Consider the following 16,545-nt stretch of genomic DNA (forward strand, 5'->3'; position numbering starts at 1 on the left):
CATTAATCATGATTACTTTCTTAAGCCAACCCCTGCTTAATTAATGATACCAAAGCATAAGCCGCTTCAATATGAAGATTATGTCCTCCTGAAACAAAGACTCGTTTTGCTTCAACCATAGCAATTTGTTGTTGTTGCAAATCTTCTGGACGATTCAGTTTACTGTGTTCTCCATAGACTAATATAGTCGGAATTTTAATCTGTTTAAGCATTGCTAAATATTGCTCTCGACCTCCATTAAAACTGCTAAAACTTAGGGGAGAACGGGTACGAAGAATTTCATCCCAACTCCACATCACTCCCCCTTCACAGGGTTGGGTTGTTCTTTCAGCTAGAATATGAGAAAATTCTTCCGACAGAGCGGGCGTAACTTGACGCAATCTTCTTGCTGCGGTTGCCACATCTGGGAAGATTGGATGTTGAGGTGCAGAGGCAAAATATTCTAAAAAAGTTGTTAGCTGATTAACGGGTTCTTGCTTCTTTTCTGCCGCAGGTACTGGAGGTTCTACTAACATTAATCCTTTTATTTTATTCGGTCGTACACTCGCAATCATCGCGGCTAACATTGCCCCCATAGAATGACCCACTAAAAACAAAGGTTGGTCAGGCAATTCCTGAATCACCCGATCTATTTGAGCTAAAAATGTCAGAGAATTGTAAGAGGTTGCGATTTCCAAATGAGCAGAACGTCCATGACCCAATAAATCAGGAGCCACTACCCAATAACCGGCATTTGCTAGAGGAAGTGCGACTTCTTGCCAAGCTAATCCTTGTTCCAAAATTCCATGAATACACAGGACGACAGGATGATTTTGGGAACCCCAACTACACAAGCAAATCTGTTTGCCTTTGAAATCTAAAAACTTTTCCTCATGCTGATTTTTTCTCTGGAAAATTTGAGCAACTTCCCTTTTACTAACAGAGGAAATCCTGTCAATTGAGTTAGGGAATTCATAATTGAATTGTTGGGCAATCTGTTGCGTTTCTTTACCTAAATCATGAGGTAATTGAATCGTTTTCCATTGATCTCCTAAACTGGAATCAATAGAACTGTGTTTAAGAAAGTTGGGATCACTGATTGACAAAGAACTTTCATAAATGCCCTCAGTCATGCGATGACCTTCATAGGGTTGCAAAAGTGCAGAATTAAAATTAATATTCAGAAAATCGCAGAGTTGTGATAATATTTTATCGGGTTGTTGAACTAATTCCTCATAGCGTATCTGATGGTGACGTTCGGGTTCTAATTTTGTCAGAAAATCTAATATATTTTGATTACTCTTAGTCCATATTTCTTCTGCGAATTGGTAAGGATTTCCATCTCCTAATCCTGCTAATTTTTGCATCCGCATCCGCACGAATGATTCAATGACTGAATAGGGATGACGAACTAAGTGAATATATTTAGAGTTAGCAAATAGAGATTCTGCTCTTTCTAAAATTGCACGATTTATGGCGTAGGATGGAGATTTATCAACTAGCAAACGAGGGGCTATATTTTGTTGAATTTCCTGATACATCTGCTGAATAGAAAAATTCTGCAAGCATTTATCTTGAATTAATACTTGACTAGCGGCTGCACTAGACTTGTAAATTGCCATCAAAGCTTTCTGTAAACCTTCACCCAAATGAGAAAGCTTGAGTTTTTCCTCTCGTTCTCTCATCGTATTAAAGGGTAAAAGATGCAATTCAGGTGGAGAAAATAAACCCGGATGACCTGCTAACATTACCCTCAGTAACGTTGACCCAGACCGAGGACTAGAAAGGATAAAAATAATCCCAGGGAGACGTTCTGAACTAGGAGTTACAAACGGAGAATTAGCAATAGATTGTGTCTCTAAGATTTCTAAAGTTTTGGAGGATAGTTGTTGGGAACTTAAGCTGGTGTCTTGCTTCCTAAGTTCAGCACTCAAATACTCAGTTAAAGAGTCTATTCTCGGTCGTTCATAAAATTCTCTGGGATAAATTATAAAATTCAAATCCTGACTTAATTGATTCACAATCTCCATTGTCATCAGAGAATCCATACCCAGTTCAATCAGATTCCTCTGGGTGGGAATTTCTGATAAATTGATTTGCAGAGTCTTGGCAACTAAAGATAGGAGATAATTTTGCAAAATATCTTTATATTCTGCTTCCGTCGTTGCTTTTAATTTCTCTAAAATTCCTTGATTATTCTTCGGCGTTATTGCTGGTTTCTGTTCTAATTTCTCCTGTTCTAACAGTTCCGAAAGTAATGAATTGGGGTATCCTAAACTCCATTGTTCTGTCAAAATTGACCAATCTGCGGCTAGCACTCCCACCTGTGGAGAAGACTGATTGAGTAAAAGTTCTCCTAATATTTGTAACCCTTGTTTTGGAGTAATAGAACTGATGCCAAAAGTTTTCCATCGATTTTGATATTGACTAGCTACACGAGTCGCCATTCCAGCTTGTGACCATGCTCCCCAGTTAATAGTTAATCCTGGTAATCCTATCTGACGGCGATAATAAGCTAAAGCATCTATAAACGCATTTGCTGCCGCATAGTTTCCTTGACCGGGGGAACCGAGTAACGAAGCCATTGAAGAGAAACAAACAAAGAAGTCTAGTGATAGTTTTTGCGTGAGTTTGTGTAGATGGCAAGCCCCTTTTACTTTCGGTGCTATCACCTGAGTAAAACGTTCCCAACTCATATTTTGTAAAATCCCATCATCCAAAATACCAGCAGCATGAATTACTCCTCGCAGTGGCGGTAAGGATGTTTGAATTTTGTCTATAATTTTGCTTAGATCGGTTTCAATAGAGATATCACTAGAAAAAATATGAATACTAGCACCTGCGGTTTCTAATCTCTCAATTTTTTTCTGTGCTTGTTCAGAAGCTGGGCGACGACTTATTAATACTAAATGTTTGGCTCCCTTTGACACCATCCACTCGGCAGTATGTAATCCTAAATCTCCTAATCCTCCAGTAATTAGATAGGTTGCTTCTTCATAGAAAGACATTTCTACTTTTTGTGGCTTTAAGTTATATTTAACTAAAGAAGCTTTATATAATTGGTCACTGCGTAGGGCGAGATGGTCTTGTTTTTGCGAGTCTATTACAAGTTGCAATAATGTTTCTATTTCCTGTTGTGAACCTTGAGAATCTAAATCAATTAATCCTCCCCAAAGATGCGAATATTCCCAAGAAATTACTCGACCTAATCCCCATAAAGATGATTGAGTAACTGCTATTTTTTCTGTGTTTAATACAGGCTGAGATCCTCTAGTGATTAACCACAATTGCGGTAAGATAGTCTTGGAGTTTTTGATTACAGCTTGTAACCAGTGGATTACACTACCACATCCCCAAAGTTGTAATTCTTCTAAGGCAGAAATGGTTAAATTCTGTTCGGTAGTAGCATCTAAACTCCACAAGTGAATAATTTTTTGTAAAGGTAATGTACTGCTTTCAATAATAGCTTGATAGAGTTGATCAAATTCCTGGGGCTGTTCGGGATTTAGTCGATAAATTCCTGTCTCTGAATGTTGATAGGTATCGGCTCGATAAACTAAACTACATTCATGTCCTTGGTGCTGTAATTGATTCTTTAAGGCTTGTCCTAATCCTTTGGAATCAGCAAAGATTAACCAATGACTCGGTTGGAAAATATGATGTGATTGAGTAATATTTAAAGGTTTCCACTCAATTTTATAGAGCCAATCTTTAATATTAGGTTCTGATAATTGACTCTGCTCTTTTTTAGTCAAATCATTTAAGGAATTAACAAGTATTTCTAGCTGGCTGTCTGAAAATTTATCCGTTTTTTCCAGCTTTTGAACTAATTCTTCAATATCTTTTTGATTCAGTTGTTTAAGCGGAGAAATGTTATTTTGTCTGGTAATGGAGGTAAGTTTTTTTTGTGTGTCTTGTAACGATTCTATCCAGTATCGTTGCCGTTGAAAGGGATAGGTTGGTAAGGAAACTTTAACAGGCAAGATGTCTGTTCTATAGGGATAGTTTATTTTAAATCCTTGCACATATAACTGTGCCAAACTGGAAAACGTTTGTTGGGAATCTATTTGAGGTGGATGCAAAGAGGGCAACCATATTGCTTTATTTCCAGGGAGACATTGACGACCCATTCCTAACAGAATCGGCTGAGGGCCAATTTCCAAAAAAACTGTATATCCCTGCTGATGTAATGTATCGATACCCTGAGCAAACTTTACAGGTTGTCTGAGATGTTGCACCCAATATTGAGAGGTGGCAATACTTTGGTCATTTTGCTGACCTGTAATATTAGAAATTAGTGGAATTTGAGGCAAGTTGTAGGTAATTTGTTGAGCGATCGCAGCAAATTCTGTTAATATCGGTTCCATTAATGGAGAATGGAAAGCATGAGATACCTGTAATTGCTTTGTCTTGATTCCTTGTGATTCTAAATGACTACAAATTGCCCTAATCGCTTCTTTGGTTCCCGAAATTACGATACTTTCAATCCCGTTAAAAGCGGCAATAGAAACTTGTGAATTGTAGGGTGTGATCGCTTTTCTAACCACCGACTCTGAAGCTAACACTGAAACCATTTCACCCGCTTGGGTTAACTGCATTAACCTTCCTCTAGCAGCAATTAATTTCAAACCTTCTTCGAGACTAAAAACTCCGGCAACAGTTGCGGCAACATATTCTCCCACACTATGACCCATCAGAATATCTGGTTTGATTCCCCAGGATTTCCATAACTCGAATAAGGCATATTCAATGGCAAATAAGGCGGGTTGAGTATAAACAGTTTGGTTAATAAGATCGGGATTTTCTAAATTAGAATAAAGTGCTTCTAGGAGAGGAATTTCTAAATAAGGTTGTAGAATGCGATCGCATTCTTGTAAAACTTCACGAAAGCGAGGTTGAGTTTGATATAAATCCCATCCCATTCTATGATATTGAGCACCCTGACCTGTAAATAGAAAAGCAATCTTAGGTTGTCTGCTCGTATTCAGAACTTGACCATAAAATGCTCCCGATGCTTGATTTTCCCTCTGGAAATTTGCCAATTTTTCCCCAAGTTCGGCAGAGGTTGTTGCTAATAAAGCTAAACGATATTGAAAATGAGATCGTCCCATATTAGCGGTAAAACAAACATCTTGTAATTTTTGTTCGGGATACAGTTGTAGATGATTTTGATATCGATAGACTAAATCTTTGAGAGCATTTTCAGTTTTCGCTGACAGCATTAACAGATTTACAGGACGCTTTAAACCCTCTTCAGATTTAACCGTTTCTGGAGCTTCTGACAAAATCACATGAACATTGCTGCCACTCATGCCGAAGGAACTCACCCCCGCCAAACGCGGCGCTTTTTCCCAAGGCATAACTTTCGTTGAAATCACCACAGGAATCTGATTCCAAGGGATATAAGGATTGGGTTGATTAAAATGTAAATGAGGGGGAATTTCCTGATTTTTAATTGCTAAAGCGACTTTAATTAAACTAGAAATTCCAGCAGCGGCTTCTAAATGTCCAAAATTGGTTTTCACCGAACCTACAATTAGAGGTTGATTGATAGGCCTGTTTTTCCCATAAACTGCTGCTAAAGCCTCTAATTCAATCGGATCACCCAAAGTTGTGCCTGTACCGTGAGCTTCTACATAACTAACTTGATGGGGTTCAATTCTAGCATTTTTCAAAGCTTGCTCAATCACATCTTTTTGAGCCTTTTTATTAGGAACTGTCAAACCACCACTCGGCCCATCATGGTTGGTTGCCGAACCGCGAATCACTGCTAAAATTCTATCCCCATCGCTGATAGCATCGGAGAGACGTTTGACGACGACCATCCCACATCCTTCTCCCTGACCATAACCATCTGCGGTGGCATCAAACGTCTTGCAACGACCGTCAGGCGCTAGAGCTTTCATTTGGCAGCGAGCAATTGTATTTCCTGGGGACAAAATCAAGTTAACTCCACCCACAAGAGCGAGATTGCATTCTTTTAAACGCAAACCACAACACGCCAAATGTACAGCAATTAAAGAAGAAGAACAGGCGGTATCTAACTGAATATTCGGCCCTTGTAATCCGAGAAAATGGGAAATTCGACCCACTGCAATACTACGAGCACCACCGATACCAGTGTAGGCATCAACAGAGGTAGAAACTTCTTGATTTGTAAGTGCTTGGGTGACTAATCGAGTTGTTGCGTTGATGATTTGGTTAGATACATAATCGTCTGTGCAAATGCCAACATAAACACTCGTGCGACTATTTTTGAGTTGATGGGGTGCTATTGCTGCATTTTCCAAAGCTTCCCAAGTCACCTCTAAAAGCAGTCTTTGTTGTGGGTCTAAACTCGCTGCTTCTCTCGGAGAAATCCCAAAAAATAAAGGATCAAACTGGTCTATTTGCTGAAGGAAACTACCTTGTTTTGTATAAGCTTTCAAAGGTGTTTTGGGATCGGGATCATAGAAAGCTTCAATATCCCATCGGTCTGATGGGATTTCTGTGACCGCATCTACACCTTTGCGTAATAACTGCCAAAATGAAGCCGGATCGTTGACGTTACCGGGAAATCGACAACCTACACCAATAATTGCAATGGGTTCGGTTTTTTCCCGTTCAACTGCCTCCAATTTATTGTGAACTTGCTCTAAAAGTTCAAGTAACTGTTGAGATGAAAGCGGTTGATTCATATCATAACCCTCTTCTGTCAGTTTCCGAAAAACCTTGCATTTTTTGAATCCTAGAGCCTAGACAGAGCAAGTGATCGCGTTATTTTTTCTCAGTAGCAATTCCTGAGAGTGCGAAATTAGTCAAAATGCGATCGCCACATCCCAGACTGTTGACTATAACGTGGCTTTGGAAATTACTAATCATAGGAAAAACCGGAGAGTGACAGAAGAGGGATAGAGATAATTTGTTGCCAATCTTCTTGAGGCGGACGTAAACTTGGCAACCAAATTCCCTGCTTTTCTGGCAAACATTGCCGACCCATTCCTAACAAAATTGGCTTGGCTCCAATTTCTAAAAATAGTTTATATCCTTGCTGATCAAGAGTTTGCATCCCATCACTGAAACGGACAGGTTGTCGGATATGGTTCACCCAATATTCAGGAGTTGCTATTTCTTGTGTTGCTAACTGTCCTGTAACATTAGAAATTAGCGGTATCCCCGGCTGATTGTAAGTAACCTCTTTAGCTGCCAGTTCAAACTCTGCTAACATCGGTTCCATCAAAGGCGAGTGGAAAGCATGGGAAACTTGCAGAGGTTTGGTTTTAATTCCCATCTCAGTTAATCGGCTACAAATTTCTTGGATGGCTTCACTAAGACCAGAAATGACAACACTTTCCGGGCCATTAATCGCAGCAATATTAACTTGTGAATTGTAGGGAGTTATTAATTCGGGCTTGCTGAAAAAGTAACAGAAAAGGAAACGAATGATGAACTAGCGAATGAAGTTAGAAGGGTAAATCAGTTTTTTTTTGAGGAAAGAAGTTAACCGATAAGTTATGATAATCAATGACTCGAAAAAAGTAATTGACTAAAAAAATTGACACCAAAATCTGCCTAAGAATGGCAGAGAGATTCATGACTAAAAAAGTAATAGCAATTGCCGTTTCGGAAGTATGAGCTAGTTTATTCATAATCCGATTGAGGCTAAATCTTCTTTTCCCTTGCCCAAATTTGCCCTCAATTGAATTCCGAATCTTTTCATCGTCTAACGCCTGCTTCTTAGTAGCTTCACTCAGATTTACTGGGGGTCTCCCTAACGGAGGGCCACTGATTCTAATTCCTCTTTCTTTACACCAAGCTCGGTTGTCTCTAGTTCGGTAAATTTTATCTACATGGACTGACTCAGGATAATACCCCGTATATTCTTTAAAAGCCTCTATTTGTGCTTTTAAATCACAGGATTCGTTAAAATTATCCCAACTAATTCGGTCAAGAAATACATATTCATCCAGACAACTCGCCGACAATTTGGCACCAAATTCTACTGAAGTTCCGGCTTTTCCTCGCACAATCGGACGAATATGAGGTTGGCTCAAACTGACGATTCTATCGGAAATACTCTGTTTGTTATTATCAAACATCCATTGCTGTTGACGGTAAACTTCTGATATTACTAATAAACTCTTATATTGCTTGTTATTTAAGCTATCCAGCGTTGCTCTATTGGCGATAAGTTGGTCTATATGTCCTAAGTTTCGTTTAATATATTGCAGTTGTTTTTTAACTGCCTTTCGTCTTTTTTGTCGGGAAGGTCGGCGTTGTTTGGCTATTTCTAGGTAGTCTTTTCTGGCTTTCTTTCTATAAGTTCTAGGTTTCTTCTCTGATTTATCCTGACGGCTTTTATACAAACTATCAATGATTTTTTCCGTTTGTTCTCTGGCTTGATTTAAAATTTTTAAGTCCGTTGGATCTGTCACTTATCCCTAATTTTTCTTTAATGATTAAGGCTCCCAATGCCATTCTAAATCTTTTGGCTGGTGCTCCCATCACAGATGAGAATAATTCTTCATATTCTGCTTCAAATTCTTCCCAGGGTATCACTTTTGCCATGATGACCCAGCGATTCTCTTCCGACAGCTTTCCCTCAAACGGCAGTTTGAAATCTTCTGCTGGTGTCCTTGGTTGTTCGTCTTTACGGTACATTTTCCCCGACTCCTGCAAGGTTTTTGGGCTATTTTACACCCCTCCCTTGCACCTGATTCATTTTTTCTTGTCTTCTCCTCCCCTCTGTTCTGGCTTTTCGCCTTTTTTCAGCAAGCCCTAGGTAGCACAAGCTCAAAAATAGAGCCATTGCAGCCGTTCTCTGAGTTACCGAGTCACCCTTTAGAATTGGCCAAACAGCCAGTTACCAGGAGCATTCTCGTCTTCGGTCAAATAGAACTCTCGGACAGCTGCTTGTAATTCGGTGATATCGACTTCCCCATTACCGGATGTGTCAAGCTTGTTAAATGCAGCTTCAGCGTCACTTTCACTGACGTTCAACGCCGCAGCCAGCTTTTTGTACTCGTCCAAACCGAGTCTGTTGTTTCCTGTAGCATCTAAAGATTTCAGCACTGTCACTGCGGTACTGAGGACATACTTATCGAACCGAGCCGAATCCTTGATCAACTCTTCAATGTAGCTGTACCATTCATCAAGGGTTACTCCCCCATTGCCATCAATATCAGCTTTTGATGTTAAGTCATTCCAAATTTCTGTGTAGAGTTTCTTGGCTAGGTCGTTTGACTTGTTATTGATAGTGGTTAAATTTTCAATCAATCGCTCAAAGTCTGCTTGAGTTAATACCCCAGTACCATCAACGTCCTGAGAATCAAAAGCCACTTTAAACTTACGTTCTTGCAATTCGGTTAAAGCCATAATTTGTGTCCTTATATCGAGGGAAAAGATTAGCTAGACTATATTGGCTGAAACCATTTTTTCATGTTTTCAGAAAAATAGTCAAATTTGTTACATTTATTAATGTTGTGTTTGGTTAAGAATTGATTAAAAAAACGATTCTTTTGAATTTTCAAGCTGTTTCCAGCAATAAAAATCCCTCCGTAATAATACAGAGGGATCAAATTGATCAAATTTTCACGAATAGCCTGAAAACTCGTTTTCGTTAGCTGCGGTCAGCGGCCGCCACAGGTTCAAAACTAGGAACCACTAACTCATCGTTTTGCTTGGTTAATTGGTTATACAAGCGTTCGGTATTCGGGAAGTTAGCCGCAGGTAAGGTCGGATAACGACGATAGGGAACTGTATCTTCCCCGAACAGTTGAGCATATTCCACACTGTTCACCATGGCGTTAATAAATCCTTTCAACCCGTTAGCAGCCAGGATTTGGTTATACACCCGGATTTCTGCTTGGTTGAGAGGTGCACGACCTAAGAAGTGCTTGGTTCCCAACTCAATCACCTTCGTATTGGGGTAGGGGGTATAGAACTCTTTGATATACAGAGAAGTGCTTCCCAACGCCTCAACGAACTCTTTGAGGTTAATTTCATTGTTCCCCAGTTTACTTTCCAGAGCAGTAAACTCATTTTTGGTCACATAGGGATCAATATTGCGTTCAAAGATTTGACGATAAACCGCTTGAATTAAAGTCTTCAGAGCCACTTTATCCGTCGTTGTCGTCAGCTTGAACACTTTGCTTTGTTGACGACGCTTGCTGACGCCTTGAGCGATGCGATTGTCTAATTCAATCTCACCCTTAATTTCAGGAGTACCTAGTTCGATAAACCGAGGCGTAATAACTTCTGTCCCCACCGGTTTTTTCTCAGCAAATGCCGCAACACGACCTGTCCGCAAGGACACACCACCCGGAGTCAAATACCGTTCATAAGGAACCGTATCTTCCCCAAAGGCTTCGTTGTATTCCTGACTATCGAGAATTGCATCCACCAAAGCATAGAAGCCTTTTTTGGAGCAAAGATCGAAGTAGGCGTTCATTTCCTGACGACCGTAGGTGGGACGACCTAACAGACGACGATGGATGTATTCAATCGCTTTACACACATACAGCGATGTCCAATACATCTTGCGGAAGACATCAGACTTAGCCAGGATGCGAATAAACTCCCGAACGGTAATATCGCCGTTTTCGAGTTTAATTTCAGCAACAGTTTGGCGTTGACCCGCATAGAGTTCCCGACCAAACACCTGCCGATAGGCTGCCTGAATCACCGCTTGGGTAGAGGTTTCAGAATAATTAACACTGGTTCCTTTGCTGCTACCACTGCGTTTGAACCGACTGCTAATATAACCACCGGGCAGTTGATCCAGTTTGAACACTTTTGGCCCCAGAGAACCGGGATTGTTACCCCGTGCGGCTGGGTTGCTTAACTGGTTATCAATACCTGCCCCATTGCGAATCAGAATCCGACGGGTATCTTTGCCAAAGGGGGCTGGACGGTTACTGGGATTCCGGGTTTCTTTCGGGAAAATTGCACCGAACTGGATTTCCAGAGGATCATTCCCGGTTCCATAAACGTGCTGATCCCGCAGAGGTTGTTTGTAATCTGCGAACAGCGTTACAAACTGGGGCACTTTGCGGAAGGGTGCACTGTAGTTAAACAGGTCAATTTGTGGCCCCCAGTTGCGACATTCTTGGGCTTCTTGACCCAAACCCCGCAAATAGGGAACGGTTTCTTCCCCGAAATAATCCGAATATTCTTGAGAATCCACCATTGCATCCACTAAGGGGCCTAAGCCACCTTTGGACACAACCGAGAAATATTTGCTAAATTCTTCAGGAGAACTTAAACCCCGACCTAGGAAGTGACGGGCTGCCAGTTCCACCACCCGACTATTGACAAAGGGTTGATAGAACTGTTTCCGGTATAACGGAGATTTACCTAAACGGCGGATAAACTCTTTAGTCGAGATTTCGCTGTTTTTTACTTTGGATTCTAAGTCGGAAATCCCCAAACTGTAGGCGCGGGTAATATCCCGTTCAAACACTTGGCGATAGGCGGCTTTCACCACATCTTGTTTTTCCGTCGAAGACAGTCCGGGTTTCATCACAAACTTCTGACGTCGCTCGGCGGCGTTGAAGTAAATTTGAGGCAGCGCTAACCCTTGTTGGTCACTGCTAGGACGTTGCCGTACTTTGTTAGCCGGTGCTGACGCTTCAAATTCTGTGATTAACACATTGAAGTATTGCAGGGCGATTTCTTGGGCATCTTTATCGCCTTTCAAATAGCCTAACGCTGCCCGACGCATTTCTTGGAGGGCAACTAAAGTTGCCGCACTAGAACAGGCATTTTCAATAATTTCCCGCAGTCCCCGCACGTTAACGGCGATCAGATTCGGATCTCCGGCAACAATTGCGTAGGTTGTATAACGCAAGAACCAGCTTAAATCTCGCAGGGATTTGGTCATGTTCCCAGGGCCATAACGAGAAACGTTAATCGGCCGGAACCCAGGGGGTAAAAAGACGGCTGGCCCTGCTCCTGCATCTACAAAAATTGATCTTAAACCCTCGAACAGACCGCCACCTTTGTTATCCACATAGGAAATAGTTCCCAGTTTCATGCCTTCGGTGAGGTTGACTTCACCTCCCCCAACTGTGGCCATGACCATAGTGGGAGTTTCCGTCGGTTTCTCCAAGAATGCTAGAGGTGAACCGCCCGTGAAAATCCGGTTCGCGGCACGGGAGACAATCAATTCGGCGTTTTGCGTCAGAATTTGAGCAATTTCTAAACGCTTTGCGCCAGAACTGAAATAGGTTGCCAGTTCACTTAATTCGCTTTTACCCAAAAAGCGATCTTGTTGCTCCGCTTGGGAAATGGTTGCAACGGGTACGGTTTGATAGAGTTGCGGACGCGCAACTGAGCTTCCACCACTTGCCTTTACACTCATTCGATCTCTGTCGCTCCCTATCTGAATCGTTACAGCATGGAACCTGAAGTATGGTACTGTTCTCAAACAATAAACGGATTAGTTTTGGCTAAATATAAGAATGCCTTCCACCCGATCATCGTGCTTGAGTTGTTGCCAGTTTAATCTTTCAGATTAAAATGATTTTGGCTGATTACCAGACATTTATAAAAAAGCGTACCGACAATTATTGTATAGACTTGGGTGAAGTTATCTGAGAAAAAAGAATAAGTTTTGTTACGCTCTCAGAGGTCGGTTGTGGGTTGTCGGTCAACCGTCAACCGCAGCACCCAACAGCCAACGGTCAACATGAATCAATCTTAATGCTTAATTGAGTTAAAACGATGGAAGAAGTTAGTTCTGCGGTTAAACGGCTTTATGATACCTATCCCTTTCCTCCTGACCCCCTGTTAGATGAACCCCCGCCAGGGTACAACTGGCGATGGTCTTGGCCAGCAGCTTATAGTTTTTGCACGGGTCAAAAACCCAAACATCTTGATATTCGCATTTTAGATGCAGGCTGTGGGACAGGTTCGAGTACGGAGTATTTAATTCAACTCAACCCAGAAGCGTCGGTACTGGGAATTGATTTGAGTGAAGGGGCCATTCAAACGGCGCAAGAACGCTGTCGTCGGTCTGGAATTTCTACCCCCGGAACACCCTCACCTGAATTTCGCCGTTTAAGTCTTTATGATGCAACCCAGTTAGAGGGACAGTTTGATTTTATTAACTGTGTTGGCGTTTTGCACCATTTACCTGATCCGATTCGGGGCATTCAAACCCTAGCATTAAAGTTAGCACCGGGGGGGTTAATGCACATTTTTGTTTATGCTGAATTGGGACGCTGGGAAATTCAATTGATGCAGAACGCGATCGCATTGTTACAAGGAAATAAACAAGGCGATTATAAAGATGGAGTTAAAATTGGTCGTCAAATTTTTGAAGCTCTCCCGGAAAATAATCGGTTAGTTAAATATGAATCTCAACGCTGGGGATTAGAAAATCAACGAGATGAATGTTTTGCTGATATGTATGTTCATCCCCAGGAAATTGACTACAATATTAATAGTTTATTTGAGTTAATTGATGCGTCAGGTTTAGAGTTTATTGGTTTTTCTAATCCTAATTATTGGAATTTAGAGCGATTAATTGGTAATTCACCGGAGTTACGTGAACGGTCAAAGGATTTAAGCGATCGCCAACGATATCGTTTAATTGAACTTCTTGATCCTGAAATTAGTCATTATGAATTTTTCCTCGGACGTTCACCTTTACCTCGGAATACTTGGTCAAATGATCAAGCGTTATTAGCAGCAATTCCTGAGCGCAGTCCTTGTATGAATGGGTGGCCGAGTCAAAATTTGTTTGACTATAATTATCAAATTATCAGTTTATCCGATGCTGAATTTCAATTTCTAAACGCTTGTGATGAAAACACAGACTCTCCTCGAACTGTTGGGGAACTTTTAACTCAAAGCCAACTGGATTTAGATGGGGTGCGATCGCTCCAGGCTCGACAATTAATTTTGTTAAGTTAAACCGTAGGATGATGCTCTGCTCATCGATTAGAAGTGAAATTGATCAGGAGCAGAGCATGGTTTTATTTACTATAACTATTTAACTCTACGGATTTAATAACCTCATTAAATTTTGGAATAGAGCTTGAATCAACTTCCATTTGAACGGTATAAAAACATCTTGCAAAATAGTATAATATCAATTCATTATTTTTATCAATCATTATGAAATGTTTTAACCCTGATTGCCTTCACCAAAATGCTCAACTTACTAATTTTTGTCAGAAATGCGGACAAAAGTTATTATTAACTGAACGTTATCGCGCCCATAGTTATCTTGGAGAAGGCGGTTTTGGGCGGACTTTTATTGGTGTTGATCAAAATAGAAGAAATAGCTCTTGTGTGATTAAGCAATTTTTACCTTTATCACAAAATAGCGGTGCATTGCAAAAATGTATTCAACTATTTGAACAGGAAGCAGAGCTATTAGAAAAACTAGGTAAACATCCCCAAATTCCTGATTTATTGGCTTTCTTTGAACAGGATGGTAAGTTGTATTTAATTCAAGAATATATTGAAGGTCAAGATTTACTCAAAGAATTAAAACAACAGGGAAGATTTAACGAAACGAAGCTCAAGTCTTTTTTAGTGGAAATGTTACCTATTTTGGATTTTATTCATAATAAGTCTATTATCCATCGTGACATTAAACCAGAAAATATTATTCGTAGAAAAAATAAATTAGATCCTACTATCTATGGACAAATTAGCGATTTAGTGTTAATAGATTTTGGTGTTTCCAGACAAGTTAGCGCGACTATTATGACCCGTATGGGAACTGTGACAGGCACTCCCGGCTATGCGCCACCGGAACAATTGAGAGGAGTAACGAATGCTTCTAGTGATATGTATAGCTTGGCAATTACTGCTATTAGATTATTAACGGGTGTCTTTCCTCAAGAAAGAAATGGAACCTTGGTTGATGAGATTTTTGACCACTATAATTTAGGTTGGATTTGGAAGGAATGGTTAAGCAAAAATCGCCTATCTATTAGTCAAAATTTGGCTAGTGTTTTGGATAAAATGTTAGCGGATAAACCTAGCGATCGCTTTCAGTCTGCTCAGGAAGTTTTAACTGCTATTGGACAACCCAGTTTCGTTGTTGCACCTCAATTCCAACCTGCTCCAAAACCTAATATTAAGTTACAAACTTCTAAAGCTAATTTTACCAAACTAGACCAACTTTTATCAACAGAAAAATGGAAAGAAGCCGATCAGGAAACTGGGAGAGTGATGTTGCAAATTATGGGGAGAGAAGAAGAAGGTTGCTTAAGGCTAGATGATTGTCGCAATTTCTCTCCAGAAGAATTACGCATTATTGACCAATTGTGGTTAAAATATTCTGAGGGCAGATTTGGTTTTTCTGTGCAGAAACAAATCTGGTTAAAATTAGGTGGTAAATTAGATGGACACCCGGATTGGAATACCTTTGAGGAACTTGGGACGGAAATAGGCTGGAGTAAAAGGAGGAGAGTGGTTAAATTACGAACTTTTGACCTTTAATAAAAATGCACTTCCGGGTCATCTCCCGTGGGGTTGGGGGGTGGGTGGGTCTTGGGTGGTCGTGTTTGGTAGTGAGTACGAAGTTATAAGGTTTTCCGCTTTTCATTACCTGTCATGATATGAGGGGATACTGTTGATTAAGGGACGAAATATAATTTCTCCTTAGAATTAAATCAAACAATGTATAAATAACTACAGAAATCAGCGTCAAAACATGATTTTTGACACACTACTCCTATAAGGAAACCGGGCTAAAAAAAACCAGGTTTCCAGCATTGTCAATAATGAATATAATTATTTAAAAATTCGGCTACCGATTTTTTGTTATAACAATTAGCAAAAATAAACTTTTCCGAAACTTCCACAATTTCAGGATGATTTTCTCGCCAAATTTCATAAAATCTTTTAGCTTCCTCATCGGGTTGATGAGGTTTTTTATTCTGAGGAGAAGCTTTCTTAATTCTAGTTAACTTAGGTTAATTTACTCCCCCAATGAAAGCCTTTAGACTGCTTTTCTGGGGGCTTGTATTTATAACAGAAATTACGATATTTTTCCGCACACTCTTCTAAGTTTTCTCCCAAAGCCAAAAAAGCAGGATGCCAAGTAGTAATACCATCATCACTTAATCTTTCATAAACACCATAATTACTAAAATCATAGAAAAAGCCCTTTTGCATTCCCGCCGATTGGGGGTTAGCATGGATATATCTAAGAGTATTTAAAGCCCTTCTTTGATCACTACTAGGAAAACTTGTACTATGGTATCTTTTTTCCCAAAAATGTCCCGTACGTTTTAACATTCGATTAAAACACATAGCACTATACCAGTTAAGATAGTGCATGATTTTCGGTACATCTTCTGTTTTTTGAGGTTCAATTAAATAGTGAATATGATTAGACATTATACATAAAGAATAAAGCTTAAAATCATATTTAATAATTGCTTTTTTGAGAATGTATAAGAAAACTTGACGACATTCTAAACGAGTCAAGCGAAACTCACGATTATTACAACGGGAGGTAATATGATAGGAATAGGGCATTTTCAATTTGGGAGTGATTCAGTCTATCATTAGAAAATCGGGATAAAGATACCCGACTCAAATTAAATCTACAATTCAAAATCG

The 16,545-nt window shown here is 40.1% G+C and carries 7 protein-coding genes and 1 pseudogene; 2 read left to right on the forward strand and 6 right to left on the reverse strand.

Annotated elements, in window-relative coordinates; translation table 11 throughout:
• Positions 1-20: 20 nt before the first annotated feature.
• The 5 genes and pseudogenes from PL9214_RS16095 to PL9214_RS16115 form a co-directional block, all read right to left on the reverse strand.
• Positions 21-6,656 (reverse strand): type I polyketide synthase, encoded by a 6,636-nt coding sequence (locus PL9214_RS16095; RefSeq protein ID WP_072719775.1) that lies wholly within the window; start codon positions 6,654-6,656, stop codon positions 21-23.
• A gap of 176 nt (positions 6,657-6,832) precedes the next feature.
• Positions 6,833-7,405, reverse strand: coding sequence for an acyltransferase domain-containing protein (locus PL9214_RS16100; protein ID WP_083580052.1), 573 nt, complete (start codon positions 7,403-7,405; stop codon positions 6,833-6,835).
• A 3-nt stretch (positions 7,406-7,408) separates the two neighbouring features.
• Positions 7,409-8,619, reverse strand: a pseudogene (locus PL9214_RS16105) (IS5 family transposase).
• A gap of 180 nt (positions 8,620-8,799) precedes the next feature.
• Complete coding sequence (locus PL9214_RS16110; RefSeq protein ID WP_072719777.1) at positions 8,800-9,333, reverse strand: EF-hand domain-containing protein; 534 nt, start codon at positions 9,331-9,333, stop codon at positions 8,800-8,802.
• 244 nt (positions 9,334-9,577) lie between these two features.
• Positions 9,578-12,319 carry a phycobilisome rod-core linker polypeptide gene (locus tag PL9214_RS16115; protein WP_072719778.1) on the reverse strand — a complete coding sequence of 914 codons (2,742 nt, stop codon included), beginning with the start codon at positions 12,317-12,319 and terminating at the stop codon, positions 9,578-9,580.
• Between the two features lie 362 nt (positions 12,320-12,681).
• On the opposite strand from PL9214_RS16115, the gene PL9214_RS16120 reads away from it, so the two are divergent.
• Together PL9214_RS16120 and PL9214_RS16125 are read left to right on the forward strand one after the other, a co-directional pair.
• Entirely contained in the window at positions 12,682-13,875 is a 1,194-nt protein-coding gene (locus PL9214_RS16120) for a class I SAM-dependent methyltransferase (protein WP_072719779.1), read from the forward strand.
• Positions 13,876-14,079: 204 nt separating this feature from the next.
• Positions 14,080-15,417 carry a serine/threonine-protein kinase gene (locus PL9214_RS16125; protein WP_072719780.1) on the forward strand — a complete coding sequence of 446 codons (1,338 nt, stop codon included), beginning with the start codon at positions 14,080-14,082 and terminating at the stop codon, positions 15,415-15,417.
• A gap of 471 nt (positions 15,418-15,888) precedes the next feature.
• Here PL9214_RS16125 and PL9214_RS16130 read toward each other — a convergent pair whose 3' ends face one another.
• Positions 15,889-16,461, reverse strand: a complete 573-nt coding sequence (locus tag PL9214_RS16130; RefSeq protein WP_437126713.1) for a transposase — start codon at positions 16,459-16,461, stop codon at positions 15,889-15,891.
• Positions 16,462-16,545: the final 84 nt, after the last annotated feature.

The organism is Planktothrix tepida PCC 9214 (assembly GCF_900009145.1).
Lineage (GTDB): Bacteria > Cyanobacteriota > Cyanobacteriia > Cyanobacteriales > Microcoleaceae > Planktothrix > Planktothrix tepida.